This is a genomic window from Sheuella amnicola, from assembly GCF_010499255.1.
Classification (GTDB): domain Bacteria; phylum Pseudomonadota; class Gammaproteobacteria; order Burkholderiales; family Burkholderiaceae_B; genus Zwartia; species Zwartia amnicola.
Window position 1 is genome coordinate 223,618 of the sequence record NZ_JAAGRN010000002.1, and the last position, 25,003, is coordinate 248,620.

The window sequence follows — 25,003 nt, forward strand, 5'->3', positions numbered from 1 at the left end:
ATAAGTGAACGTTAACTTAGGACACTCGACATGGCACTGCTCGGTCACATTCTTCAAGCTGTAAAACCATCTTCAACTATCGCTGTTACCAAACTAGCTGCAGATATGCGTCGAAACGGCGTGGACGTCATCGGACTCTCGCAAGGCGAACCCGACTTTCCCACCCCTGACCATATCAATGCAGCAGCCAAGGCAGCCATCGATAAGGGTCAAACAAAGTACACCGATGTGGATGGCACGCTCGAACTTAAAGAAGCCATCGTGCGCAAGTTTCAGCGTGAAAACAACCTCACCTACAAGACATCGGAGATCAGCGTAGGCACAGGCGGCAAGCAGGTACTCTTCAATGCATTGCTCGCTACGATGGATCCAGGTGATGAAGTCATTATTCCCGCCCCGTACTGGGTGTCATATCCTGATATGGTGCGCATGGCAGGCGGGACTCCAGTCGAAGTTGTCTGCTCCGAAGAGCAGAACTTTAAGATCACTGCCGAACAACTGAATCGCGCCATCACTCCACGCACAAAATGGCTCATTCTGAATTCACCCAGCAACCCAACAGGCGCGGGCTACACGACCGAAGAATTGCGTCAAATCGGTAACACATTGTTGGCACACCCTCATGTTTACGTCATGACGGACGACATGTATGAACATCTTCGTTACGATGGATGGGAGTTTTCAACAATCGCAGCCGTCGTCCCGGAGCTGAAAGACCGCACCCTGACCGTCAATGGCGTATCAAAAGCCTACTCGATGACAGGATGGCGGATAGGTTACGCCGGCGGCCCACAGCCTCTGATCGCTGCGATGGCGACGATTCAATCGCAAAGCACAAGCAACCCGTGTTCAATTGCCCAGGCCGCCGCGGTTGCCGCTCTGGATGGCCCTTTGGATTTTCTGGCATCACGCAACGAAGTATTCCTGCAACGCCGCAATCTTTGCCTGGAAGCATTCAACAGCACGCCCGGCCTCAAGTGCCAAACGCCTCAGGGCGCGTTTTACTTATTCCCTTCATGCTCGGGACTTTTCGGCAAAAAAACACCTGACGGTAAAACGCTGAACAATGACGCAGATGTTTGCCGCTTCCTGATCGAGCAAGCGCATGTCGCAGTCGTGCCCGGCAGTGCTTTCGGTCTTGAAGGCTATTTCCGCATTTCGTTTGCGACATCGACCGAGCGACTGACCGATGCCTGCCAGCGCATCAAGAAAGCTTGTAGCCAGTTAGTCTAAAGTCGTCTCAACCGATTCGTTTTCCTTGATTACATACGATTCACATTCATCGGAGATTTCACATGAGTTCAGCTCAACAGGACGCCGCAGCGTTCAAGGCTTTGGAAGGCGTCACAACGGCAACTTTGACAACCATTCTTTTGAAAAAGGGGTTACGCAACGTCTGGATTCGAGGTGCCCAGCCTATCACCCCAAGCGCAAACAAGCGCATTGTCGGGCGTGCGTTCACCGCTCGCTTTATTCCTGCGCGTGAAGATCTGGCAACACCGGAATCCTGGAGCTCGCCCAAATCCACGCGTGCCGCGATCGAAGACATGCCTGCCGGATGCATCGCTGTGGTTGATGCCAATGGTGTTAAAGACGCAGGATTCTGGGGCGATATTCTGTGCGCACGCATGGCAAAACGCGGCGTGGCTGCGCTCGTCAGTGATGGCGTCATTCGTGATCGCGCAGGTGTTCTGTCGACGGGATTGGCAATTTGGGCAAGTGGTGCTGCCGCTCCCCCATCCGTTGCCGGTCTGACTTTTGTCGATTGGCAGCAACCGATTGGCTGCGGTGGTGTTGCGATTTTTCCGAATGATGTGATTGTCGCGGATCAAGACGGTGCGGTCGTCATTCCTGCCAACCTGCTCAATGACGTGGTTGAGCTAGCTGTCGAACAAGAGCGCCTTGAAGGCTGGATCATGGACGAAGTGAATGCCGGTGCCGCCTTGCCGGGTCTATACCCTGCCAACGCCGAAAATAAAGCGCGTTATGAAGCTTTCAAGGCCGGTAAATAAATACAGCCTAACCGAAAAGCATCACAATCACTTCAGTGCCAACGCCTCCTGATGAATAATGTTGCCTCATAAGTTCGCATGATTGTCGAGGCGTTGGACACTTTACGTGATATTTCAGTTTACGGCGCAGTGGATGCAAATGACGGTCGCTTGGATAGCTCATCAAACCATTTTGCAAGCTTGGGATGACCGGCACGCCAATCGAAATCAGACAATAGTCCGGCAAATCCCAGCGTGCAAACCATCACGATCTGCACCATATTGAGCGGACCATTAAAAATCGGCTGACCAATCTCCGTTTCCCACAAATCCAGCATTCGTTTTGCGCGATCGGTCTCATGCAAAACAATAGTCGGAGATTGCTCATTAAGAGGCCGTCTTTTTTCGCGCACCAGCACGGCCAAACCATCAAGCATGCTCCTGACAAGCGCCTCTAATCGACGCGCTTCCCACACCTGGTCTGCAGGAAAAGCAAATACAGGATTGTTATCGAGTTGATCAAGGTAGGCACAGATCAGCGCAGAGTCCTCCAGGCCGACGCCATCATCACGAATCAGATAGGGAACCCTGCCTGATGGATTGATGTCGTAATAAGGACTGCCAGTCTGGCGCGTCTTGGCTTGCAGAATCTCAACGCGGTCCGTCAACCCCTTCTCCAATACGACAACTCGTACGATGCGAGCGTAAGGGGATCCTGTGGTTATGTAGAGTTGCATGGCTTGTACTCTTTAACAGTTAGGTTATGAAACAAAAAACCGCTTCTTGAACCACAATGCTACCGACACAAGCCCGACCATAATGGGCACCTCGACAAGAGGGCCGATGACAGCGGCGAAGGCGGCTCCCGAGTTGATACCAAATACACCAATGGCTACTGCAATCGCCAGTTCGAAATTATTGCTCGCAGCCGTGAAGGACAAGGTACAGCATCGCTTGTAATCAATTCCGAGCTTTCCCGTAAAAACAAAAGTAACAAGAAACATCAACAGAAAATAAATCAAAAGCGGGACAGCAATCGTCAACACATCCATGGGGATCGTGACTATCAGCTTCCCCTTCAAGCTGAACATCACCACAATTGTGAATAGCAACGCGATTAACGTGATCTTTCCGATCTTCGGTACAAACTGCTCGTGATACCACTGCTTCGTAACGAATTTGAGCATCACGAATCTTGTCATAAAACCCGCAATACAAGGTATTCCAAGGTAGATGAAAACACTTTGAGCAATCTGACCAATCGTTATTTCGACTGCCGATCCACTCAAGCCGAAATACGGCGGAAGAACCGTCAGGAAGAAATACGCATATATACTGAAAAATAGCACTTGAAATACTGCATTGAAGGCGACCAAACCAGCAGCATATTCTGTCGAGCCCTTCGCTATGTCATTCCAAACTATTACCATTGCGATACATGGCGCCAAGCCGATCAAGATCAGTCCGGCCATGTATTCAGGCTGATTGGGCACAAATATGATCGCAAGAAAGAACATCAAAGTCGGAGCCACGACCCAGTTCATCAGCATAGCCAACACAAAAACTCTCTTGTCCCGAAACACATCCGGAAGATCCTCGTATCTCACCTTGGCAAAAGGCGGATACATCATCAAGATCAAACCCAATGCGATTGGGAGATTCGTCGTTCCTGCCTGAAATGAATTGATGAATGCTTCAGACTCGGGAAGGAAATATCCCAGTCCGACACCCACTGCCATGGCCGAAAAAATCCATAGCGTTAGATATCGATCTAGAAAGGATAGCTTATTTGTTATTGCACTCATACCTTAACCAGTCCCATCACGAAACTACTCCACCGTAACGGAGTGGTCTGGCTGGGGGGTAATTCTGAACCCGTTCATTCTTTCACTCCTCCTCTGATTAGCTACGTCGTAAGGCTTAGACACAAGGGTCTAAGGCTCGGCTCGTACACAGAATACCAGACGACTCTCTCGGACGAAGTAATCAGGCTCAGAGACGTTGAAAAATTGACTTTTAAGGACATAGCTCAGCTCCTTATTTCCGAGGGCTGGAAGAGTCCAAGGGGGTTCTCTCTTGGACCTGAAAGCGTGTTCTCAATTTACAAAAAACGGAAGATCCGAGACGCCCGCCTGTTGTCATTACCAGAGATAGAAATCGCTGAAGTCACCGTCAAAGATAGATGATGACTTCAGTCGACTTGATGCTACGACTGGACTTGACCCAGCGCCAGCCTCACATCTGACGAACAACGATGACGATGTCTTTAGAGTTCGGGACTTGGGAAAACATGAACTCCTTGGACGGAGATTTCCTGATGATGTCCATCACCTTGTCCTTCACCATTCGTAATCCCGATTTCTCCGTTTGCTTCAGGGCTTCTTGACTCATCTTTTTTCTCCTTTTTTTTCTTAACAGGGTGGAGCTCTCTCCACTCCATGAACGACATTAGTTCTGGCTGTTCCATCAGAACATCTCCTTTCTGACACGGGTGAAGTTCTCGGGGTTATTGAAGTGCTCGTTGTAAAAGCGCTTCAGAACGTACCTGATGATCTCGGAACGGTTGTATCCCAAGCGATCACACAGTCCGTCGAACTTGTTGACGAAGTCCTGTGTGGTTCTGATTCCCAGCATTTGGTTACGGTGGGTTCTTGTTGTCATGTGCTCCCTTCGTGGTGGATAAATAAAACGACTCTCGTTTTCTATTTAGTAAACGGTGAAGTTAGTTAACTGGAGAACACGAATGACCAAAGCCCTTTATGTGACGGGAAAAATGTACGAAGCGAACACAGTCAGCATCACAGACTCTGAACTCGCAGCGCTTGTATCGGGTGAACAAAGTGATGATGACTTCTGGGAAAACCTACAGGAGCTACACGATCAACTTATGGGTGATTCCGAAGTGAACGGCTTCCGTGTGACCGATGGACTCCCAAGGTTCCGAGCTTCGGTCGATGACGAGGAGATCGCTTTCGATGACTTGGACGTCGACTACAGTGAATCAAAGAACACCCAAAGAGTGACTCCTAAACTCGGCGCCCATGTTCTGGTGTTTGAAAAGTGGAGCGAACGAGGAACGTTGACCTGTGAACTCAAACATGGGTTGGACAAAAAGAAGCTAGATCTATCAGCTACCGCTTTCACGCTTCCAACGGGTGAAGTCCGATACGTCGTAGAGCCCTACTACGAAGACCACGACTTCGTTTTCGGTGATAGCTGGACGGAAGTGACCCGAACCTACATCGTCACGACCGACAGCTTCATCATCGAGCTCAACCGAGCCTAGACACCGTAGCAAAAGGTCTAAGACCGATTGATGAACACACAAAACACTGTTTTAGGTAGCTATCGTGAAAGTCACGATTTTTTACGTTCGTAATTTTCAGGGCTTACATCAGCTCGCTCATCGTCTTTTCCTTCAACATGTAGTTGAACCAAGCTTCCTTGTGATCCAGTCTTAACGGTTCGATCAAGAACGTGGAAACCTTGGAAAGCGACTTCAAATCCTTCACCAGTCGTGGATCTAGCTCACCAGTTTCAACGTTGTAGAACTTGTGTAAAACCCGATTAGGGATTGGAAGAATTCCGTGAATGTGATGGGGAGACTGGTTGTTGGAGATCTTCTTGAAAAAGCTGGTTTGGTCGTACTCGTAGACGTAGAAGTCCGTGATCGGTAGAACCTTGTCCCAGTAATTAGTCAACCGACAGAGCCTTTTCCTAATCTTGGTCAGAACCTTCTTGTTGTATTCGTACTTGGTAGCCAGCTTCATTCCTTGACCAGTTTCTAGCGGGACTAGGTTCTTAAAGGCTACGGTTATCGTGAATACAGTCCAGTCAGGGTTAGATGTAATCCACTCCAGTTCTTGTAACTTCAGATTTCGATCAGTCGATAGGGACTTTCTAACAATCTCTTGTCCGTACCTTTGGTTATGGAACGTGTCTTTTAGTTGGTTAGTATTTGTAATCATTGTTTACTTTCTTTTAGACGTACTAAGGATTACCGACCTCTCTAAAAGTCGGTATTGAAATAGCGAGTAAGCTATCAACGGCTTTACATTCACCAAGAACGCTCTCGTATAGCGTTCGTAAAACTATTTATAAAAAACAAAAAACCACCCGAAGGTGGTTTGTAAAAACGTCCGTTTTAGGACTTAGAACTTGAATCCCGAAAAGGACGAAATATCAAATGATCTTTTTGTCCCGAATTCCAGATTCTCTAGCTCCAATGGTTCTCTACCCACAAGTTTTTCCAACTCGGTCTGTAACATTTCTCTAGCCAAATCCCTCTTGGTTACTTTCGGTAAAGAACATTGACTCTTGTAATTGCTGGTTGACCAAACGGGACGTGGGATACCTACGGGACAAAGTTCGACTTCAACCCCAAAGCCCACATCCCGATCAATCCATAATCTCAAGCTAGAGTCAGTGGTGACAACCTCCCTCAAATACTCAACAGCATTTTCAAGAATCGATTCAGCCTTGTGAAATGAATTTCTAGCTTTGTAGCCGTCTCCCTTGAGCGATTGCTTATCACCTAAAGCGTAATAAATCAGACCACGTCTAACTCGCTCTGAGTATTCAACAATCTCTTTGGGTTTGTAAGTTCTGGACTTCAGTTCAAGCCCCCACTGCTTATCTAAGCTCCGAATACCTACCTCACCCAATACTCGTGTAAGTGATCCACGGGTTACAGATTGGTTTTTCTCTAGCCGATCAATGAGCGTCTTAATTCGTTTGATTTTCTTCAAGTTGTTCACGCTTAGGCTCCCTATAAAAACCATCCAAGTCAATCCGCTCGCTCTCATTCCAACAGAAGCAGATTTCAAAATTCATGTTGCTAGGCTCTAACTCCAACCCTAAGCTCATAGCCATTACGGGGATCCCTGACGGCTTCATTAGCTCTAGCTGAGATTCAGTGGTTGGAGTCAATCTAAACACTGTCCTTAATTTTTCTTCCGTCATATTTACATCGAACGTACGAGACAATGAGTCGCTCATTTTTTCGAGGATGAAGTCATGGATTGGTATTTCGATATTTCGAGGAAACATGATCTGTTCGAAATAAAAACCTCGTACATCTCGAACCAAAGTCACCTTATAGCCTCGAAGAAAAGACTTCCAAGATTCAGCCTCGGTTTTCATAACCCCGAGATATTGTTTTAATTTGGAAATGATGTATCCGTCACGATACATATAGCCAGCTTCATCAAACTCAACTGGCTGTACGTGGTTCACAAACTGACTAACCAACAGTTTTTGATAATCCTCCAACTTCAGCTCTGACTCGTTGAGTTTTATGTTTAGTTCACGGTAAGCCGAAGTAAAGTTTTTGATTAGACGGTCCGAAGGACTCATGGCTGTTTTTTTCATAATAACTCCTTTAAGTAAATGAAAGATGAACTGTTAAGCAAATTGCTCGTTTTGTTCATGTTTCTATTAGACTCCTTTATCCAATAAACATCTCCACCGAGAATAAATGCGCCATTTGAATTGTTAAGCTATTAACGGGCTTTACGACAAAAATCCGACAAAACCAACAAAACAAACAGTCGAAAATCGTCTATTTCAAGTGTTAAGGAATTGTGTTACATTGAAGACATGAGTCTCACCAAGAATTCACGACCACGACACTTCCCCTACCAACACCCAACTTTTGGTCGTGGGAAGAACGTTAAGGACGAGTCGGCTTGGAAAAAGACGATCTACTACGTCTGGTGGTCGTACCTGAAGCGGAACGAGGACTACTTGAAGACCTGTGAGTCCAGCGGTAAAGGCTCCCTGTCGAAGCTCTACGAAGACTTTGGCGATGTAAGGGCTGACGACTTCAAGGCTTGGTGGACTGAAGACGGTCGTGGGGCTAAGTTGTTTTCGAACCCACCAGCCGAGGAAACGGTAAGACTTCTCTCCAAGAGCGAGGAAGCCCCTACAGACGGTGATCGTCTGTTAGTCAGCGTTCCCCTCAACCTTCCCAAAAAATTCATCCTCCAGCGCTTTAGAAGCCTTCTAGACCAGCATCACAAAGGTCAAAGAGGAAAGCGCTACGCTAAAACGAGTAAAGCCAAGTACCAATTCACGGGTCAACCGAACATCGAAGCTCTTACGACCGCTCTAAACGTGTGGGACAAGCGGATCGAACACCCAAAAATGAAGCTCTGGGAGCTAGGTCAATTCCTCCCTCTCAACAAGCATTTGTACGTTGACTACTTGAAGAGCGGGAAGCCGTTAGACACGGCTAGTAAAAAACTCATGGAAGCGACTGTTAGCCGATACCTAAAGAAAGCACGAGCTTCTGTAACGAACACATCTAAGGGGCTCTTCCCTTAACACCGTAAAAACAGACCAAACAAGATTAAAAATCAACTGAGAACTGACATGACAGCCCATTTCGACAAGCTACAAGCACTTAAAAACAACCCAAAATTACCTGAAGTCGACCGACCAAAGGTAATGGAGACATTTGATCGCTATCAAGACTGGCAAAAGCAAATGAATGAGGCTAGCGGAACGACATTCGAAATAATTTCAACCCTCATTAAAGCAACCAATGAATATAAGAAATTTATTGAAGTTGAATTAATATTTGACTCGAAGGAAGATTTTTTATATCGCCAGAAAGGTCAGTTAAAACTTGACAACACCATTTTAGAAGAGTTTATGCCAAGACTGGTAGATGTAAGATTAGTTCCCGGCTTAGGCTCGGTGGCAAATCTCATTACTGGACCTCAGCAATGTTTTGCTGGTTTTTATGTTGGACCTATAACAAGCCCGCTGAATGACGGCGGCATTTTCGTAAAAACAAAAGATCAAGACTTTACTGTTGGGCGTCAACTCTTTCTTAAGGCGTCCACCTCTGAAAAATATGAATCGAATACATATGAATCCAAACTAAATATTGGATATTTTGTTTCTGAAATCAAGACGAATTTAGATAAAACAATGTTCCAAGAAGCGGCAGCGACTGCTAGAGAGTTGAAGGCAACGGTAAAAGATTCTAGGTACGTTCTTTTGTGTGAGTGGTTGGACATGACTCCGATTGATACAAGAATGACAGATATTGACAATGTAATTCTATTAAGACAAGCCAAAAGACTTGCCTCAAATGTCAGATCTAATTTTTCATCTGTAGAAGGAAGAAAACAGTCAAGGTCAGAGTTCATTGACCATCTCGAGGCAAATCCACTAAGTCTCAAGTCCTTTGAGTTGATTGTTAATCTTTTGAATGAAGCGTTTCCAGTCATTACAGAGCTCAATGAGGACTCAGTTCTCCAGCAGGGCTATTTCTAATCATGTCTTTGTCATTCATTGATTTGTTTGCTGGCTGTGGCGGATTTTCGCTTGGGTTAGAAAAAGCAGGACTAAGAGGGGTTCTTCATCTTGAGTTGGATGAATGGGCTTGTGAAACTCTTACTGCCAACTTTGATAAAGAGACCGTTCTTTGTGCCGACATCCGAAATATTCCAGATTCGTTTATAGAAAAATATAAAGGAGTTGATGTAATTGTTGGCGGTCCACCTTGTCAAGGCTTTTCTGTCGCTGGCGGTAGTCAATTCGGAATACATGACCCAAGAAATGAGTTGGTGTTTTGGTATTTGAAGTGGGTTGAAATCATTCAGCCCAAAGTGGTTGTAATTGAAAACGTTCCGCAAATTTTCACAAAAAAAGATACTAGCGGCAAAACAGTTCTAGATATAGTCAAAGAGAAGTTGGTAAAATTTAACTATACAGTCACGCCTAAACTACTCACAGCTTCAGATTTCGGCGTTCCACAAAATAGGACTCGAGCATTTATATTTTGCTCCAAAGCTAATAGTGCCACGTTGGTTCCAGAGGTAACTCATTCCATTGAGAAGTCTTACAGCCTCTTTGAAGATAGGTCTACTCATCCTTATGTAACAGTTGGGGATGCTTTGCTCGATTTGCCAAATATTGAGTCAGGCATGGGTAGTGATGATTTGATTCCCTATGAAAGCACCCCTGAATCCAATTATCAGAAAAAAATGAGAGAGGGCAGCAAAGGCGTTACCAACCATATCGCTATGAAGCACACGTCAAGGTTAATAGAAAGATTTAAGAATATTAAATCGGAGCAGTCTCTTAAGGATGTTTCATCAGAGTTCGGGCAAGTCAAAAAGAATAGTGGAGAAATCAATGAAAAACCATTTAAGTACAACAACTACCGACTGTCTTTGGAGAAGCCGTCGCTAACCATCCCCGCCTCCTTTCAATCACTCTTTATTCACCCTACATTACACAGAAACTTAACAGCACGTGAAGCTGCTCGTTTGATGTCGTTCCCTGATGCTTATGTATTCAGGGGTAAAAGAACAACGATGAGCTGGGAAAAGAACCTTTCTCAATACAACCAGATCGGCAATGCCGTTTGTCCGTTGGTAGCTGAAGCAATTGGGCGACAAGTTCTATCAGAGGTTAAGCCCTCTAAGAATGGAAAGTTTCCTACAGTATCTGAAGCGCTTGGAGCCGAACTGGTAAGTAAAGGTCAAAAGCCAAGCACTTTTTCCGATGTAAATCGTGAAGTTCTTACCAAGATGAGCAAATCTTTTTCTAAGGCTCATCCCGAATTCGAGTTAAAAAAATTCGAATCCAAATCCATTCCTATCGAGGCAATCCCACTAGCGATATTAATCGCCACCGAAAAGCAATGCTTGATCTGTTCGAGAGTACACCCGCCGTATGGTGTTCATTCAAATGCTATTTCTTTTCTAATTGGAAAGGAAGATACGGAGAGTCTTTTAATCACGGAGAATGATCACGGCTTAGATTATCACTTACGTTCGTTATTGAATATAGAGCATCAAATTGGTCATTTTGTGGGTTCAGTATTGGGAGAGCTTGGGTATGGTGATCTTGGGCTTGTAGTTAATCCAAGAACGGGACGTATGGTTCGAGGCATCAGTAATGTAACTAGTCCCCGTTGGCTTGAAAAATTCAGGAAACAATTAGTTTTTCCCAGAAAATAGGAGTTCAGCCAATTACTTCGAACTACTCGACGGTAACAGCAACTAAACCACGTTACAGCGTGGTTTACGACCACTAAACATTAGCACGTAAAGATTTACTTTAATTCATGTTTCAAAGAGAATAGTTCTAAGAAATGAATGAATTAAGGAGTGTGAAATGGCTGTTTACGGTTACTTGAGGGTCTCGACGCTGACCCAAGCGAAAGAAGGTGAATCGCTCGAAGCCCAGCGCTTACAGGTCACTAGCTACGCTGTTTCTAAAGGGCTCCAGCTCCCCGAGGACAACGTTTACGTCGAAGCGGGTGTTAGCGGTGGCTCTGAGTTTCAAGAGCGTCCAGAGGGCTCTAAGCTCTTCCAAGTCCTAACCGAAGGGGACATGGTCGTGTTCCCTAAATTAGACCGAGCTTTCCGTAACACTCGTAACGCTTTGAACGTTCTTCACGAGTTAAAGGCTAGAGGGGTTTCCGTCCACTTCATCGACCTTGGTGGTGACGTTACGGGTAACGGTGTAGGGGCTATCGTCTTTACTATCTTGTCGGCTTTCGCTACGTTCGAACGGGAGCGTATAGCTGCTCGTATCCGTGAGGTGAAGCAACTCAAGAAGGCTCAAGGGAAGTTCACTGGTGGAAAGCGAGCCTTCGGCTATGACGTTGTAGACGGGATTAAGATCCCCCGAGAAGACGAACAACAGGTGATTCGTGAGATGGTAGCTATGAGAAAAGCGGGAGCTACCTATCGTGGGATCTCTGATTGGATGGCTCTTACCCAAGAGAGAAAAATGACGTTCATGGGGGTGAAGCGTGTGTTGGTTATGGAAGGTATGGCTTGATGGCTAAATCAAAAGCGAAGTCACCAGAGAACACGCTTCACATCTACACAAGGGTTTCCACAGTCACACAAGCTGACAAGGGTACTTCGCTCGATAGCCAACAACAGCTAGGGCTTAAGAAGGCTAAGGAACTCAAGTTTGACCACGAGATATGGAACGAGGGTGGAAAAAGCTCCCATCACGACGACATTCAAGGTCGACCCAAACTCTATGAGCTCTTCCAAGCTATCAAAGCGGGGGATGTAAAACACATTTGGGTTTACGACCAGTCCCGTCTCTCTCGTAACGATCAAGTAGCTTCGATTCTTCGTTACGAATTCAACAAGCAAGGCGTCACGCTCTACACGAAGGACGGAAAGTTTGACCTTTCTAGTCCGTCCGACAAGCTCTTGAAACAGATGTTGGACGCTGTCGCTGAGTTTGAAAACTCCGTGAGAGCCGAGCGATCACGTATCGGTAAGTTGATGAAGGTGAAAGCAGGTTTTTGGCATGGTGGTCCCCCCCCCTTCGGCTATGACCTTATTCACGGAAAGCTCGTCGAGAAGAAAGACGAAAGCAAGTGGGTCAAGCTCATCTTCAAACAAGCTCTAAAAGGTGTCCCTGTAGCCCAAATCAAAAGGGAGCTAGATTCGAACGGTGTACTCGCTAGACGTGGAGGGCTATGGACTCTCGGCTCGATCGAATCACTCATGACGAACACCCACTACCTTGGTAGATACGTTTTTACAGATAGCGTTTCGGGTGAATCTGTTGAGGTTAAGTGTCCCGTGATTGTTGACGAGGTCACGTGGAACTCCATCAACCTAGCCAGAAAGCGTAAAGCGAGCCGTAAAGATCAACAGAACGCTACGGTGAAGAACTTCTACCTCTTACGTGACTTCATGGTCTGTGGTCACTGTGGTCGGAAGATGGCTGGTCGAATCAAGCCCTCCAAGTCCGAGTACATGTACTACTGTCCCAACAAGGAACGGGTTTGGGCTAAAGATGGTGAAAGTAAAACTCACTACCAACGGGGTACTGGCTGTGGCTTCGATCGAGCCATGAACATTCAGATCACCGATAAGCTGGTGTTCGACACGGTTGTTCAACTTCACAAAGACTCAAGCATCCTCAAAGAAGAAGTAAGGAAGCGAATCTTCGCTGAAAAGGGAATCAAACAGATCTCATCCGAAGCCGAAATGAAAGGCTACGAAAAGCAACATCGAATCCTTCAGAGAGAACTATCCAACCTTCAAGAGTCCATTGGTCATCTTGAAGCAAACCGTATCCTGAAGCGAATGGACGACAAAGCGTTCAAGTCGGCTATGGATCGTCTGAACGAACAAGCCGACCTCTACAAAACCGACATCACGAACCTCCGTCTGAAGCTCCGTGGTGAAACAGAGAAGAAGGAATGGGTTGACTGGGTTGGTATGTTCGGTGAAGAGATCAAAGAGAAGGCTAAATTGACCGATGAACAGCGTCAGCTATACCTTCAGGGCTTGATCGAAAAGATCGAGTGTCGGTTCCTTCCTAAAACCCGAGATCACGAGCTAGAAATCCACTTCAAACACCCCATCGTCGGGGACAAGCTCAAGTGGAACGACCCCAAGGTGAAAGCCAAGGGTTACAAGCTCCTAGAAGGCTCTAAAACGACCCAAATACGGGTGGAAAAGAGGGACGGTAGGGGAAAGTAAATTACCCCCTAGCCACCTTACTCAACGGTAACACTCTTGGCCAGATTCCTTGGCTTATCCACATCCGTTCCCCTGGCGCATGCCGTGTGATATGCCAGTAATTGCAATGGCACCGTATGCAAAATGGGAGACAAATATCCGTAATGCTCCGGCATGCGTATGACGTGAACACCTTCGCTGCTGACGATTTTCGTATCGTCATCCGCAAAAACATACAACTCTCCGCCGCGCGCACGCACCTCTTGCATGTTGGACTTCAACTTTTCTAGTAACACGTCATTGGGTGCGATCGTAATGACAGGCATTTCCTCGGTCACAAGCGCCAACGGACCGTGTTTCAATTCGCCTGCAGGATATGCCTCGGCATGGATATAACTAATCTCTTTAAGCTTTAACGCCCCTTCCAGCGCGATCGGATAATGCATGCCACGTCCTAAAAACAAAGCATTCTCTTTAGTCGCAAAGCGATCCGCCCATGCAATGATCTGCGGCTCAAGCGCCAGCACGGCGCTGATAGCAGCAGGCAAATGACGCAGGGCTTTTACCTGCTCAGCTTCCTGCTCATCCGTAATCCTATCGTGTACTTGCGCCAACGCGAGTGTCAACATGTACAAAGCCGTCAGCTGTGTCGTAAAGGCTTTTGTGGATGCCACACCGATTTCAACCCCTGCTCGCGTAATGTATGCAAGCTTGCACTCGCGCACCATCGCACTGGTCGAGACATTGCAAATCGTTAAGGTTTGTTCCATTCCCAGTGAGCGCGCATGCTTTAATGCGGCAAGGGTATCCGCAGTTTCACCCGACTGCGATATCGTAACAACCAACGTATTGGGATTGGGTACGCTGTCGCGATACCTATACTCGCTGGCAATTTCTACCGATACGGGAATTTTCGCAATCGACTCAATCCAGTACTTTGCGGTCAATCCAGCGTAATAACTGGTGCCGCAAGCCAACACCAGCACGCGATCGATTTGCTTGAAGATTTTGTAAGCTGCGTCACCGAACAATTCTGGGGTAACTGACTCGACATCCTCAAGCGTATCCGCAACCGCGCGCGGTTGTTCGAAAATTTCTTTTTGCATGAAGTGACGATACGGACCAAGCTCGGCTGCACCCGTATGCACATGCACCGTATGAATCTGACGCTCGATCCTTTTGCCGCCCGAGTCCATGATCCAGACATTACCAAGCTGCAAATCGGCTACATCGCCATCCTCAAGGTAAATGATCTGATCTGTCGTTCCAGCCAAAGCCAGGGCATCGGATGCCAGAAAGTTTTCATTCTTTCCCCGTCCAATGACGAGTGGCGAACCTTGTCTTGCGGCCACGATGCGATGCGGTTCATCCCGACAAAACACTGCGATCGCATAGGCACCATGCAAGCGCTTGACGGCCTGCTGCACAGCGTCAAGCAAGTCGCCCTGATACAAATGGTGCACAAGATGGGCAATCACCTCTGTATCGGTCTGACTTTCGAATACGTAACCAACCCCCTGCAACTCACGCCGCAATTCTTCGTGATTCTCAATGATTCCATTGTGAACAAGCGCAATTGAAGGCTCGTTTCCGGTCAAGGAAGAAAAGTGAGGGTGTGCATTATGCGTAGCAGGCGCACCATGCGTTGCCCATCTCGTGTGGGCAATGCCCGTAAAGCCGGCAACACTGTCCTTTGCGATATGGTCAGCCAATTCGGCCACGCGCTCAGTGCTTCGCGCGCGACGTAAACTGCCATTGTCGTAGACAGCTACGCCGCATGAATCGTACCCGCGATACTCGAGCCGCTTGAGACCTTCCACGAGAATTGGGGTAATGTCCCGGGACGCCACCGCGCCGACGATGCCACACATAAGCAATCTCCTTATTTAGAAGACTATTTTGCACCGAACATCATGAAATATTATTTCTAGAATATTTAATATATGAAATAAATAATAAATTTATCTATAAAATGAAATAAAATTTCATTTTATTTGAGTTGCATCCATAAGCAATGCGTAGATTTCCATGACAGACAATCAACTAGACGATCTAGATCTGCGAATACTGGATCAACTTCAGATCGACGCCAGCGTGACCAATCAAGCATTGGCCGAACGCGTCCACGCATCGCCCCCTACGTGCATGCGCAGAGTGCGTCGCCTGAAAGCCATGGGCATCATAGAAAAACAGGTCGCCATCATCGCGCCCGCCAAAGTACGCAGTTCACTGACCGCCATCATTGAAGTCACGCTCGACATTCAAAGCGCGGAACAACTCGAACTATTCGAAAAGCGCGTCGATAACGAGTCGGCCGTCTTGCAATGCTATCGCGTATCAACCGGACCGGACTTCGTGCTCATTACTGAAGTCATGGACATGCCCGCTTACCATGCACTCGTTCATCGCGTGCTGACCGCCCAATCCAATGTTCGCAATGTCAGGACGTTTTTTTCGGTTCACCGCAGCAAATTCGAAACTCGCATTGTTCTTTAAATTAATACAGTTAGTCCTGTATGCAAATCATTCAATTTCTTGTGCTTGATAGTCCGGCATACACATCCAGATAGCGTTGTGTCATCCGTCCGACGTCATACTCCTGGATCACGTCCACATAAGCAGCTTCGGCCATCGCCGCGGCGCGAGCAGGCTGGTCCAGCAAGGTAATGATCTGCTCGGCCATCGCTCTGGCATCCCCGACGGGACACATCAATCCGCGATTGTTCGCTATTGTCTCTTTCAATCCACCAGCATCAGTGGCCACGACCGGGACTTTCTGCATCATCGCATCCAGCACGCTTGTTCCCAGCGCTTCAAAGCGGGAGGCCATCACAAACACGGACAAGGCAGGATAAAGCTGCTCGACTCCCGTCTCGAAACCAAGAAGGCGGTAGCGGCCGGCCAAGTTCAAATCACGCAAACACTGTTGCGCGGCTTCTGATGCTTGACCGGATGCACCCCAATGCACGAACACTACATCATCGAATCGCTCACAGACCAAAGAGGCGGCACGAATCAGCGTTACAGGATCTTTTTCGGGCGATAGGGCGGATGCAGTGCCCACGATGCGCACTCCCTGTAGCGATTGTTCTTCGATAAAAGCCTGAACACGCGCGTCATCTCCGACAACAGCGGGAACCGCGCTCGGGATGACCAAAGTATCAATACCCATTGCACGCGGAGCAACCGCAGCGGCCTCGCTGATCGCGACCATTCTATCGACACGAGACCATTTCTGACGGGTCACCCAGGGTTTGGAGCCTGAAGGAAAATTAGTTCTGCGCGTAAACACAACTGGACGGCGATGCGCCCATTTTGTTATGACTGCCCACGTTGCGGCTTGGGCAGTTTGCGCATGCACAATATCGTAATGACGGCCATTACGCGCAAGCCACATTGGAAATCCGGGCGTATTGCCAACGCAATGGACACGCAAACCCTGCTCGCGTGCGCGCACAGCTAATACGCCATCACCATGCAATAACAACTCGACATCGTGACCGGCGTCTCGCATGCCCAATGCTGTCAGCAAAGTCTGCCGTTCGCCGCCACGCCAAGTACGCTCCGTATTGATTTGCAAAACCCGCATGGTGATCAGCCCCCTGTTCTGGACACATCAGTCTGACGATGTCGGATCACATTCACCAACACAGCCAACGAGGCGAACGTCACGCCAACCGACAGGCCGAGCGTCGGCCCTGACGATACGCTCAAACTAAAAGCAGATGCAACCATCGCGGCGCCAAAAGTCTGACCGAATACACGCGTCGTTGCCTGCAACCCCCCCAAAGCGCCCGCCCGATGTTTAGGTGCCGAACCGATAATCACACGATTGTTAGGCGTCTGAAAAAAACCAAATCCCACTCCACCCAATACCATCGCCATCATCAGCCAGATGTCATTAATGCTTGCGGGAGCAAGCACGATCACCAAAAGTCCGATAGCCATTGCGCCGGCCCCTACACCACACAGCGCCGCCACTGGGAACATGTTCGACAATCGACCGGCCACCATGGCAATCAATGCAGCTCCCAATGGCCAGCCAGCCATCAACATACCCACGGACGAAAGCGGACGACTCATCTCTTGTTGCAAATAAAAAGGTAATGACACGAACGTTGCCATCTGGGCGGAAAACGTACACAACGAAGCCGCAATCGCGAATCGCATCGCGGGTATCTGCAGCAGATCAACGGGAACCAACGGCGCAGGCTGTTGGTAACTTCGACGCACCAGCACGATCCCGGTCAAAATGCCAAACACAATTAAACATGCGGACTGCCAGACATAGGTCGATGAATAGTCGATTCCGACAATCAGCAAACCGACTGTCACCATGCTTAACATCGCTGAATTCCAATCGAAACGACCTTTGACAGGACTGACGTCGGGAAGATATTTCACGCCCAACAAAATAATCGCCCCGATCGGCAAGTTGATAAGAAAGATCCAGTGCCAATTGGAAATCGACAAAATAAATGTCCCGATGGTCGGCCCGATAACCGACATCAGGCCAACCATCATGGCATTCATCCCAATGCCGCGCGCCATATGCTTAGGAGGGTAAATATGCCGAACAAGCGCCCCAAACAAGCACATGATCGCCGAGCCGCCCAGCCCTTGCAAAACACGACAGACTAGCAAGACAGGCAAAGAAGGCGCAAAAGAACTGGCCACCGAAGCGCAAATGAATAGGCTCAACCCATATCGGAATAAACGCTTGAAGCCGGTGCGCTCGCCAACCGCCGATAATGGTAACAACGTCATCACAAGCGTCAGGCCGTACGCATTGACGATCCAGACCACCGCTGCGGCGGAAACATCCATATCCTTTGCGATCGCAGGCAACGCAACGTTCGTCATCGACGAGTCCAGCACCGACATGCCGATACCAAAAAGCAATGTCAGCGATGCCCATAAGCGGCGACGCGAGTCCTGCAAACCTTCGGAATGTTCTGCAGATGGTTGATTAGTCTGTTCTGGTTGACTCAAGATTTTTTCACTGGTCGTTTCCAACCGGTAATCGTAATCTGTTTAGTTCTTGAAATTGTCAGTTGATCAGCCGGCGCATCCGCAGTCAAGGTCGTTCCGGCACCAAGCGTCGCACCTCGCCCAACACGCACGGGAGCAACCAACTGGGTATCCGATCCGATGAACGCATCATCTTCAATCACTGTTCTGAATTTATTTACACCATCGTAATTGCAGGTGATCGTACCTGCGCCGATATTCACGCGCGCTCCGACATCCGCATCACCCACATAGGCGAGATGATTGGCTTTACTCCCCTCGCCTAACATCGTGTTTTTCAGTTCAACGAAATTGCCCACATGAGTGCCGTTGCCAAGGCGCGCTCCGGGTCGCAACCGGGCATAAGGTCCAATCCTGGCCTGCTCCCCGACACTGGACTGCTCCAGATGGCTATAGGCCTCCACGTGGGTCCCGGCACCTAGTGTGACGTTTCGCAACACGCAGTGCGGCCCGATGCGCACACCATCGGCCAAAACGACCTTTCCTTCAAAAATGCAACCCACGTCAATCATGACATCCCGACCGCACTCCAATTGACCACGCAAATCGAAGCGAGCCGGATCAACAATTGTGACCCCCGCCTCAAGCTGACGGCGGGCCAGCTCTGCCTGCCACAACCGCTCAAGCTCAGCTTGCTGAGCTCTACTGTTCACACCCAACGTTTCGAATTGGGCGCTCGGGTGCGCGGTATTAACCACCAAGCCATCTGCGACCGCCATCCCAATGATATCCGTCAGATAGTACTCGCCTTGCGCATTATTGTTATCCAATCGAGATAACCAACCTTTTAGCGCAGCTGTAGGCGCCGCGATAATCCCCGTATTCACCTCGTTAATCGAACGTTGCGCTTCGGTGGCATCTTTATGTTCGACAATCGCGCATACCTTGCCTGCAGCGTCGCGAACAATCCGGCCATAGCCGCTTGGATCTGGCAAAAATTCAGTCAATACAGCCAACCCGCCATCTCGTGACAGCAAGAGCTTGCGCAAAGTATCGGGTTGAACCAAAGGTACATCGCCATACAGAACAACCGTCACATCGTCGCGGCCATCTTCCTGCAAGAGCCCAACAGTTTGCTGCACTGCATGTCCCGTGCCAAGTTGCGGCTGCTGTAATGCAAATTTCAAATCTTTTTCCTGTGCATAGGCAGTCTTGACCTGATCCGCACCATGACCCACTACGATGACCACGTTGGCAGCATCCAAAGCGCGCGCACTATCCAGAACATGCGACAGCATCGAACGTCCCGCAATCGGATGAAGCACTTTGGGTAAATTCGACTGCATCCGCTTACCCAACCCGGCGGCCAGAATAACAATGTTCAACATAATTTATTTAATGTAAAAATTCGAGAAATAACTTAGGCACGTGGTTTTTCTAGGTGCTTTTTTTAGACGATCGAGCACGTGGCGACGCGTTACCGGACTTGCCGGAAGTTTTGGCCGGAGTCTGGTCCGACTCGGTAGACACCCCTTTCGATATAGGCGCCATTGATGCCGCGGTTGCCGCCGCCACTTGGTTGAATTGTTGCTGCAACATGTCCCACCATGCTTGCGCAACGGGTGGAACATCTTGCTTGTCTTTTGCATCCGTTGCGCCCGCCACGAACGATTTCAGGGTTTGAATTGTCGCCAACTGAACCTCCATGCCTTGAATCGTACTCGTGAGCATGGAAAGATTAATTTTTAGCCAATTTTCTACCGTTTTGAGCTCCGCAATTCGCTTTTCAAGATCTTCCGGGTTTAAAGTCGGCGCCATCGGCGAGGCTGCGGATGCAGAGGTCCCTCCTGTCATGCCGGAAAAGGCCTGACGCATCATTTCCATGCTCGCAAGCAGGGGGTTCGCCGCCTGTTCGCCCGTCTGGCCAAATCCAGGCAATACAAAGGGATTAGAAGCGGATGTGCTCATAACGGTGGTCCTTTTTGCCAATGTTGCCTATGATATTACTAGGATCGGTGGGACAATACACGCATGCAGACTATTAGCTTAAACGAACTTGAAGCAGCCATTAATTACTGGCGCCAACACAATCCATCTGTCGGAGAGGAAATGCGCCTTTGCAAAGAGGCCTCTTCACTCGCGACACCCTATGCGCGAATGATTATCGAACATCTCACCGAATTACCCCTAAACGAGTTATCCGATCGAGCCCGCGAAGCCTTAAGTGTCTGGCAAAAATCGAGGGGTTAACGCAAGAGTTGCTCGATATCGTTCTTGATTGCCGCCACTCCGGCTTGATTACTCAGTAAGACTCGGGCTTCACCTCGAGTATCCAGCAGATAAAACATCGCGCTATGGTCCATGCTGTAGTCGCCGGATTTGCCTTTGGGAGACTTGGCGAAATAAGCCTTGAATGATGCGGCAGCTTTCTTGACCTGCTCAACTGTACCGGTCAATCCGATAAAACGGGAATCAAATCCGGTTACATAGGCTTTCATGACTTCCTGAGTATCGCGCTCAGGATCAACCGTGACCATAATGATCTGGACTCTATCCGCTTTCTCCCCAAGAAGTCGCATGACTTCCGTTAATTCGGCCAACGCGGAAGGACAAATATCGGGACATTGCGTGTATCCAAAAAAGATCAGCGTGACCTTGCCCTTGAAAATATCCGGGTTATAGGTTTTGCCATCCATGCCGACCAGGGTCCAACCTTGGCCAAGCTTAGTTCCCGTGATGTCGCTTCCTTTGAAATCAAGCTTCGAATCCTTGCACGAAGAAAGAAGCAACGTGACCGCCAGGGCTATACCACCCTTAAAAACCTTACGTCGGGCTAATTGCAATTCAAACATCCTTGTATCGATCAGCGACCAACAATAAGCCAATGATCCAGCAACAAGGCCAGAAACAGAAGCGAGAGATAAAGAATGGAAAAGCGGAATAATTTGCGTGCCAGCTCGTCGCTGTAATCCCTGTACAGTCGCCAAGCGTAGTAAACAAACATAAGTCCAAGCAGCAGTGCAGCCAGCAAATATAGCCAACCACTCATCTGAACGATATAAGGAAAAATCGTGGTGGCAAGCAAAGCAACGCTGTAAAGCAGGATATGCAACCGGGTGAACTGTTGGCCATGTGTGACCGGCAACATGGGTAAGCCAGCTCGCGCATAATCATGGCTACGGTAAAGCGCAAGCGCCCAGAAATGAGGCGGAGTCCAGATAAAAATAATTAACACCAAAAGCCACGCCTCGGCGGGAACGGAATCGGCGATCGCAGCCCAGCCAAGCGCCGGAGGCATCGCACCCGAAAGTCCACCGATCACAATGTTTTGCGGAGTGCGCGGCTTAAGAATCATGGTGTAAATCACGGCATATCCGACAAAAGTCGCAAAGGTCAGCCACATCGTCAGGGCGTTCACCCATCGATAGAGAATAACCATGCCCAATCCACCCAGCAAACCGGAAAGAATCATCACTTGCGCTGTTGAAATCGTGCCTTGCGCTGTTGCACGCCTGGCAGTACGCAACATCCGGGCATCGATCTGCTGTTCGATCAGACAATTCATCGCAAATGCGGCGGCTGCAAGCAACCAGATCCCTATCGTACCGGCCACCACTTTTTGTATGTCCGGCATGCCGGGGGTAGCCAAAAACATGCCGATCACCGCGCAAAACACCGCGAGCTGGGTGACGCGGGGCTTTGTCAGAACGAGATACTGACGAAACAAACCGGGAGTGGTGGATGCAATACTGGACATGGCTTTAATCTTGAAAATCTAACGTGATTGTACCGACAAGCCGGGCAGGGATGCTCGACCAATCCTGACCAGAAGTGTGACCAGCGTCAACACCAATCCGGCAGCTCCCCCGTTGTGCAAAACAGCAATCACTAGTGGCCACTGGAAAAAGATTGTCGTCAGCCCGGTCAACAATTGCGCACCAAGCAAAATAAGCAACAAATTGGATGGCCCCTGCAATCCACTCTGTGAACGCAATCGCACACCAAGGGTTACAAGATATGCGAATACAAGAAACGCGAAATTACGATGCACCCAATGTATCGCCGTCAGGGCTGACTGTGAAATCATTTCACCACCCGGAAGCTCGCCAAGACCCCGTACGATTGAAAATCCGTTCTTCATGTCCATTTCGGGCAGCCATTGTCCGTGGCACGTCGGAAAATCCATGCAAGCCAATGCCGCATAATTGGTACTCACCCAACCACCAAGGGCAATCTGTATAAATAACAAAACGAGCCCGAACGCCACCCATGGCTGCCAGCGTTTAGACACGAGCTGCACCTGTTGATGAACCTTCTCTCGTGCGGCTAGCCACGTCATCAGGCCCAACAGCAACATCCCGCCAAGCAAATGGCCTGTCACGACTGCAGGCATCAATTTATGTGTCACGGTCCAGGCGCCAAACGCACCTTGCACACAGACTGCAATCAGGGCAACAAAGGCCAACACCGGGGACTGGCCAAATTTCTCACGATATCGCCATGCCATCCAACTGATGCAGATAATGAGCAAGCCAAGCAATGCTCCGACATATCGGTGAATCATCTCAATCCATGCCTTAGGCAAAGTGACAGGCCCATCAGGCATCACTTTGACGGCTTCTCTGATATCTTGTAGAGCACCTACTGGCGTAATATTCCCGTAGCATCCCGGCCAATCGGGGCATCCCAGCCCCGAATCCGTCAGGCGCACAAAAGCGCCGAACATGATCAGATCAAGCGTCAAAAACCAGGTCAAGAACAGAATCTTGCGATAGCGCGCACGCACCTTGTCATCCATGGCCATTTACCCGACTCTGGAGTTGTAAACCAGCTTGCTGATATCTTTTCGCACTTTTTCCGGAATGGCATTCGCTGGATAATCCATGATCAAATTGCCAAGCGGATCGATAATCCACATTGGGTCTGCCAACGCTTGCCCTGCCGACACATCAGGTCCGGCATGTGTCGTTAAAAACTTGCGTAGCTGATCCGGATTCACCCGAACCATAACCGTACCTTTATAGGCATCAAGCACTTTTTCGGGGATTTGTGCATCATCGGTAATAAACCAGATCCGCATCAATCGCTCTACATTCTTACCCTGACTTGCATGCGAATTACGCAAAATGAACAATTTTCTCGCGCATGAATCCGGGCAAGCCCCTCCATCCGCGGTTGCAAGCAGCCATTTGCCTTTCAAAGTATTCAGGTCGAATGGTTGTCCATCCAGGGTCGTTAATTTGAGATCGTTGGCAGACGGCATCGGGCGCTGCGGCTCGATAAACTGTCCATAGGCCGCACTTCCGTCCGGTCGCCAATCGGGATTGAAATACATCAATACCGCTCCGATAACAGGCGCCAGACTCATCAGAAAGATCAACACCAGAGGAGTTCTGGATCTTGGTTTGTTGGTCATCTTGGGGTTCTGATTCATGGCAATTATCACTATTCAAACTTCTAAGAAAAATTATTTTGCGGTTTTTAGCTTACGCAAAGTCTTATAGATTAATCCCAGAAGGACCAACCCTGCTATCGCAGCAAAACCAAACCACTGTATTGCGTAACCGATGTTCTTGTCCGAGTCGACAGAAGGGCCGGGCCATACTCGAGTCAGACCATCATCGACCTCATCTAGTTGCATTAAAACTACCGGAAGGAACCTTAATCCGGTTCTATGACTTAATTCGTTCACATCCAGGTTTTGCACTCTGAGCAACGTTTCGGTCGTGGCGGGCGATTTCTCTTCACCGCCTATCGGCCAATTATCCGGCAAACCCTTTTCCGGTCGCGCAATGGGACTCCACAGCTCATAAAGTCTCGGCACCCTCAAAGATATCTCACCACTTACTTTTTGCATCCCGGGAGGTGCTTGAAAATTCTTCATCGGGGTTTGCATATTGCCGGGCAAGGTTGAAAGCGGTCTTGCCAACCAGCCTCGCAGTACGAGCAGCGCCCGACCATCCTCGAGTTTAAGCGGGGTTGCCAGCCATAAGCCGGGCTTACCCTCAAGATTACGGTTATCCAATAACAGACTGTACTTGTTTAACCAAATGCCTTCAGCTTTCGCAGGACGCCATGGCAATAAATCCTTGTCATCAGTAGTGGCATCTAAGTTGACCGCCTCCCGACTTCTTCCTCGTTCGATTGCTTCGGCAATCACACGTCTTTCATCTGCTCTGGATAACTGCCAGTTTCCCAGCGATATAAAGCCCGCTGTCAAAACGGCAAGCAAAATCATCGCAACTACATTGAGCATCTGCGTGTGCGATTTAGCCATGTCTGAGATAATTCCTTTTTTAGGCGGAGGGCCCGATGCGTATCATTGTAGGACTGGCTTTCATCATTATCTTAGGTAGTCTGGCGTCGGCGCTGTTTTATCTCATGCGCGACAAGGGCGCCAGCAATAAAACCGTCAATGCCTTAACAGTCAGGATCGGTTTATCGGTCGTGCTGTTTTTGTTTCTGCTCTTTGCCCATTGGATGGGATGGATCGAAACAACCGGTTTTAAATGATTGATGTTTGTTGCCAATTAAAAGAAAAGGCCGGCATTTGAAGCCGGCCTTTTTTTCTACGGTGCA

At 48.6% G+C, this 25,003-nt stretch carries 28 protein-coding genes; 11 read left to right on the top strand and 17 right to left on the bottom strand.

Annotation, left to right across the window (positions count from 1 at the left end; translation table 11 throughout):
- Positions 1-30: 30 nt before the first annotated feature.
- Positions 31-1,233 (top strand): pyridoxal phosphate-dependent aminotransferase, encoded by a 1,203-nt coding sequence (locus G3I67_RS03610; protein ID WP_163651620.1) that lies wholly within the window; start codon positions 31-33, stop codon positions 1,231-1,233.
- A 62-nt stretch (positions 1,234-1,295) separates the two neighbouring features.
- Complete coding sequence (locus G3I67_RS03615; protein ID WP_163651621.1) at positions 1,296-2,012, top strand: ribonuclease activity regulator RraA; 717 nt, start codon at positions 1,296-1,298, stop codon at positions 2,010-2,012.
- 119 nt (positions 2,013-2,131) lie between these two features.
- Here G3I67_RS03615 and G3I67_RS03620 read toward each other — a convergent pair whose 3' ends face one another.
- The 4 genes from G3I67_RS03620 to G3I67_RS03635 form a co-directional block, all read right to left on the bottom strand.
- Complete coding sequence (locus G3I67_RS03620) at positions 2,132-2,728, bottom strand: glutathione S-transferase N-terminal domain-containing protein (RefSeq protein ID WP_163651622.1); 597 nt, start codon at positions 2,726-2,728, stop codon at positions 2,132-2,134.
- A gap of 24 nt (positions 2,729-2,752) precedes the next feature.
- Complete coding sequence (arsB, locus tag G3I67_RS03625; RefSeq protein ID WP_163651623.1) at positions 2,753-3,796, bottom strand: ACR3 family arsenite efflux transporter; 1,044 nt, start codon at positions 3,794-3,796, stop codon at positions 2,753-2,755.
- Between the two features lie 430 nt (positions 3,797-4,226).
- Positions 4,227-4,382: a hypothetical protein gene (locus tag G3I67_RS03630; protein WP_163651624.1), complete on the bottom strand. Its 156-nt coding sequence runs from the start codon at positions 4,380-4,382 to the stop codon at positions 4,227-4,229.
- Positions 4,383-4,457: 75 nt separating this feature from the next.
- Positions 4,458-4,652 (bottom strand): ribbon-helix-helix domain-containing protein, encoded by a 195-nt coding sequence (locus G3I67_RS03635; protein ID WP_163651625.1) that lies wholly within the window; start codon positions 4,650-4,652, stop codon positions 4,458-4,460.
- A 112-nt stretch (positions 4,653-4,764) separates the two neighbouring features.
- On the opposite strand from G3I67_RS03635, the gene G3I67_RS03640 reads away from it, so the two are divergent.
- Positions 4,765-5,277, top strand: a complete 513-nt coding sequence (locus G3I67_RS03640; protein ID WP_163651626.1) for a hypothetical protein — start codon at positions 4,765-4,767, stop codon at positions 5,275-5,277.
- A 103-nt stretch (positions 5,278-5,380) separates the two neighbouring features.
- Here the strand turns inward: G3I67_RS03640 and G3I67_RS03645 are convergent, their stop codons facing one another.
- From G3I67_RS03645 to G3I67_RS03655, 3 genes are all read right to left on the bottom strand, one after another.
- The gene (locus G3I67_RS03645; RefSeq protein ID WP_163651627.1) at positions 5,381-5,761 is read right to left on the bottom strand and encodes a hypothetical protein; all 381 of its coding nucleotides are present in this window, start codon (positions 5,759-5,761) and stop codon (positions 5,381-5,383) included.
- A 381-nt stretch (positions 5,762-6,142) separates the two neighbouring features.
- Positions 6,143-6,748 carry a hypothetical protein gene (locus G3I67_RS03650; RefSeq protein WP_163651628.1) on the bottom strand — a complete coding sequence of 202 codons (606 nt, stop codon included), beginning with the start codon at positions 6,746-6,748 and terminating at the stop codon, positions 6,143-6,145.
- Positions 6,717-7,361 (bottom strand): hypothetical protein, encoded by a 645-nt coding sequence (locus G3I67_RS03655; RefSeq protein WP_163651629.1) that lies wholly within the window; start codon positions 7,359-7,361, stop codon positions 6,717-6,719. The genes G3I67_RS03650 and G3I67_RS03655 overlap by 32 nt, the downstream gene beginning before the upstream one ends.
- A 228-nt stretch (positions 7,362-7,589) precedes the next feature.
- Here G3I67_RS03655 and G3I67_RS03660 point away from each other — a divergent pair, with 228 nt between their 5' ends.
- From G3I67_RS03660 to G3I67_RS03680, 5 genes are all read left to right on the top strand, one after another.
- Positions 7,590-8,315, top strand: coding sequence for a hypothetical protein (locus tag G3I67_RS03660; RefSeq protein WP_163651630.1), 726 nt, complete (start codon positions 7,590-7,592; stop codon positions 8,313-8,315).
- 48 nt (positions 8,316-8,363) lie between these two features.
- Complete coding sequence (locus G3I67_RS03665; protein ID WP_163651631.1) at positions 8,364-9,275, top strand: Bpu10I family restriction endonuclease; 912 nt, start codon at positions 8,364-8,366, stop codon at positions 9,273-9,275.
- 2 nt (positions 9,276-9,277) lie between these two features.
- Entirely contained in the window at positions 9,278-10,969 is a 1,692-nt protein-coding gene (locus tag G3I67_RS03670; protein ID WP_163651632.1) for a DNA cytosine methyltransferase, read from the top strand.
- A gap of 157 nt (positions 10,970-11,126) precedes the next feature.
- On the top strand, positions 11,127-11,798 hold the full coding sequence (locus tag G3I67_RS03675; RefSeq protein ID WP_163651633.1) for a recombinase family protein: 672 nt from the start codon (positions 11,127-11,129) through the stop codon (positions 11,796-11,798).
- A complete protein-coding gene (locus G3I67_RS03680) occupies positions 11,798-13,474 on the top strand; it encodes a recombinase family protein (protein WP_163651634.1) in 1,677 nt (558 codons plus the stop codon). Before G3I67_RS03675 ends, G3I67_RS03680 begins: the two co-directional genes overlap by 1 nt.
- 17 nt (positions 13,475-13,491) lie before the next feature.
- Here G3I67_RS03680 and glmS read toward each other — a convergent pair whose 3' ends face one another.
- Positions 13,492-15,324, bottom strand: a complete 1,833-nt coding sequence (gene glmS, locus G3I67_RS03685; RefSeq protein WP_163651635.1) for a glutamine--fructose-6-phosphate transaminase (isomerizing) — start codon at positions 15,322-15,324, stop codon at positions 13,492-13,494.
- A 157-nt stretch (positions 15,325-15,481) separates the two neighbouring features.
- Between glmS and G3I67_RS03690 the strand changes: the two genes are divergently transcribed.
- Positions 15,482-15,949, top strand: coding sequence for an Lrp/AsnC family transcriptional regulator (locus G3I67_RS03690; RefSeq protein ID WP_163651636.1), 468 nt, complete (start codon positions 15,482-15,484; stop codon positions 15,947-15,949).
- Positions 15,950-15,980: 31 nt separating this feature from the next.
- On the opposite strand, the gene G3I67_RS03695 is transcribed toward G3I67_RS03690, so the two are convergent.
- Genes G3I67_RS03695 through G3I67_RS03710 form a run of 4 tightly spaced genes read right to left on the bottom strand, consistent with a single transcriptional unit; the run spans position 15,981 to position 20,392 of the window.
- Positions 15,981-17,042: a glycosyltransferase family 4 protein gene (locus tag G3I67_RS03695; protein WP_163651637.1), complete on the bottom strand. Its 1,062-nt coding sequence runs from the start codon at positions 17,040-17,042 to the stop codon at positions 15,981-15,983.
- 5 nt (positions 17,043-17,047) lie between these two features.
- Positions 17,048-18,445 carry an MFS transporter gene (locus tag G3I67_RS03700; RefSeq protein ID WP_203583535.1) on the bottom strand — a complete coding sequence of 466 codons (1,398 nt, stop codon included), beginning with the start codon at positions 18,443-18,445 and terminating at the stop codon, positions 17,048-17,050.
- Positions 18,442-19,812 carry a bifunctional UDP-N-acetylglucosamine diphosphorylase/glucosamine-1-phosphate N-acetyltransferase GlmU gene (gene glmU, locus G3I67_RS03705; RefSeq protein WP_163651638.1) on the bottom strand — a complete coding sequence of 457 codons (1,371 nt, stop codon included), beginning with the start codon at positions 19,810-19,812 and terminating at the stop codon, positions 18,442-18,444. Before glmU ends, G3I67_RS03700 begins: the two co-directional genes overlap by 4 nt.
- 49 nt (positions 19,813-19,861) lie before the next feature.
- Positions 19,862-20,392, bottom strand: a complete 531-nt coding sequence (locus G3I67_RS03710) for a PhaM family polyhydroxyalkanoate granule multifunctional regulatory protein (RefSeq protein ID WP_163651639.1) — start codon at positions 20,390-20,392, stop codon at positions 19,862-19,864.
- A gap of 63 nt (positions 20,393-20,455) precedes the next feature.
- On the opposite strand from G3I67_RS03710, the gene G3I67_RS03715 reads away from it, so the two are divergent.
- Positions 20,456-20,674, top strand: a complete 219-nt coding sequence (locus G3I67_RS03715) for a DUF3717 domain-containing protein (protein ID WP_163651640.1) — start codon at positions 20,456-20,458, stop codon at positions 20,672-20,674.
- Here the strand turns inward: G3I67_RS03715 and G3I67_RS03720 are convergent.
- From G3I67_RS03720 to G3I67_RS03740, 5 genes are read right to left on the bottom strand one after another with little or no spacing between them, the layout of a single operon-like run.
- Positions 20,671-21,276: an SCO family protein gene (locus tag G3I67_RS03720; protein WP_163651641.1), complete on the bottom strand. Its 606-nt coding sequence runs from the start codon at positions 21,274-21,276 to the stop codon at positions 20,671-20,673. The two genes, G3I67_RS03715 and G3I67_RS03720, sit on opposite strands and share 4 nt — an antisense overlap.
- Before the next feature lie 11 nt (positions 21,277-21,287).
- Positions 21,288-22,181 carry a heme o synthase gene (gene cyoE, locus G3I67_RS03725; protein ID WP_163651642.1) on the bottom strand — a complete coding sequence of 298 codons (894 nt, stop codon included), beginning with the start codon at positions 22,179-22,181 and terminating at the stop codon, positions 21,288-21,290.
- Positions 22,182-22,199: 18 nt separating this feature from the next.
- A complete protein-coding gene (locus tag G3I67_RS03730; protein ID WP_163651643.1) occupies positions 22,200-23,222 on the bottom strand; it encodes a COX15/CtaA family protein in 1,023 nt (340 codons plus the stop codon).
- Positions 23,223-23,228: 6 nt separating this feature from the next.
- Positions 23,229-23,858, bottom strand: coding sequence for an SCO family protein (locus G3I67_RS03735; RefSeq protein WP_163651644.1), 630 nt, complete (start codon positions 23,856-23,858; stop codon positions 23,229-23,231).
- 33 nt (positions 23,859-23,891) lie between these two features.
- A complete protein-coding gene (locus G3I67_RS03740) occupies positions 23,892-24,701 on the bottom strand; it encodes an SURF1 family protein (RefSeq protein WP_163651645.1) in 810 nt (269 codons plus the stop codon).
- Positions 24,702-24,736: 35 nt separating this feature from the next.
- Here G3I67_RS03740 and G3I67_RS03745 point away from each other — a divergent pair, with 35 nt between their 5' ends.
- On the top strand, positions 24,737-24,937 hold the full coding sequence (locus tag G3I67_RS03745; RefSeq protein WP_163651646.1) for a twin transmembrane helix small protein: 201 nt from the start codon (positions 24,737-24,739) through the stop codon (positions 24,935-24,937).
- Positions 24,938-25,003 lie beyond the last annotated feature (66 nt).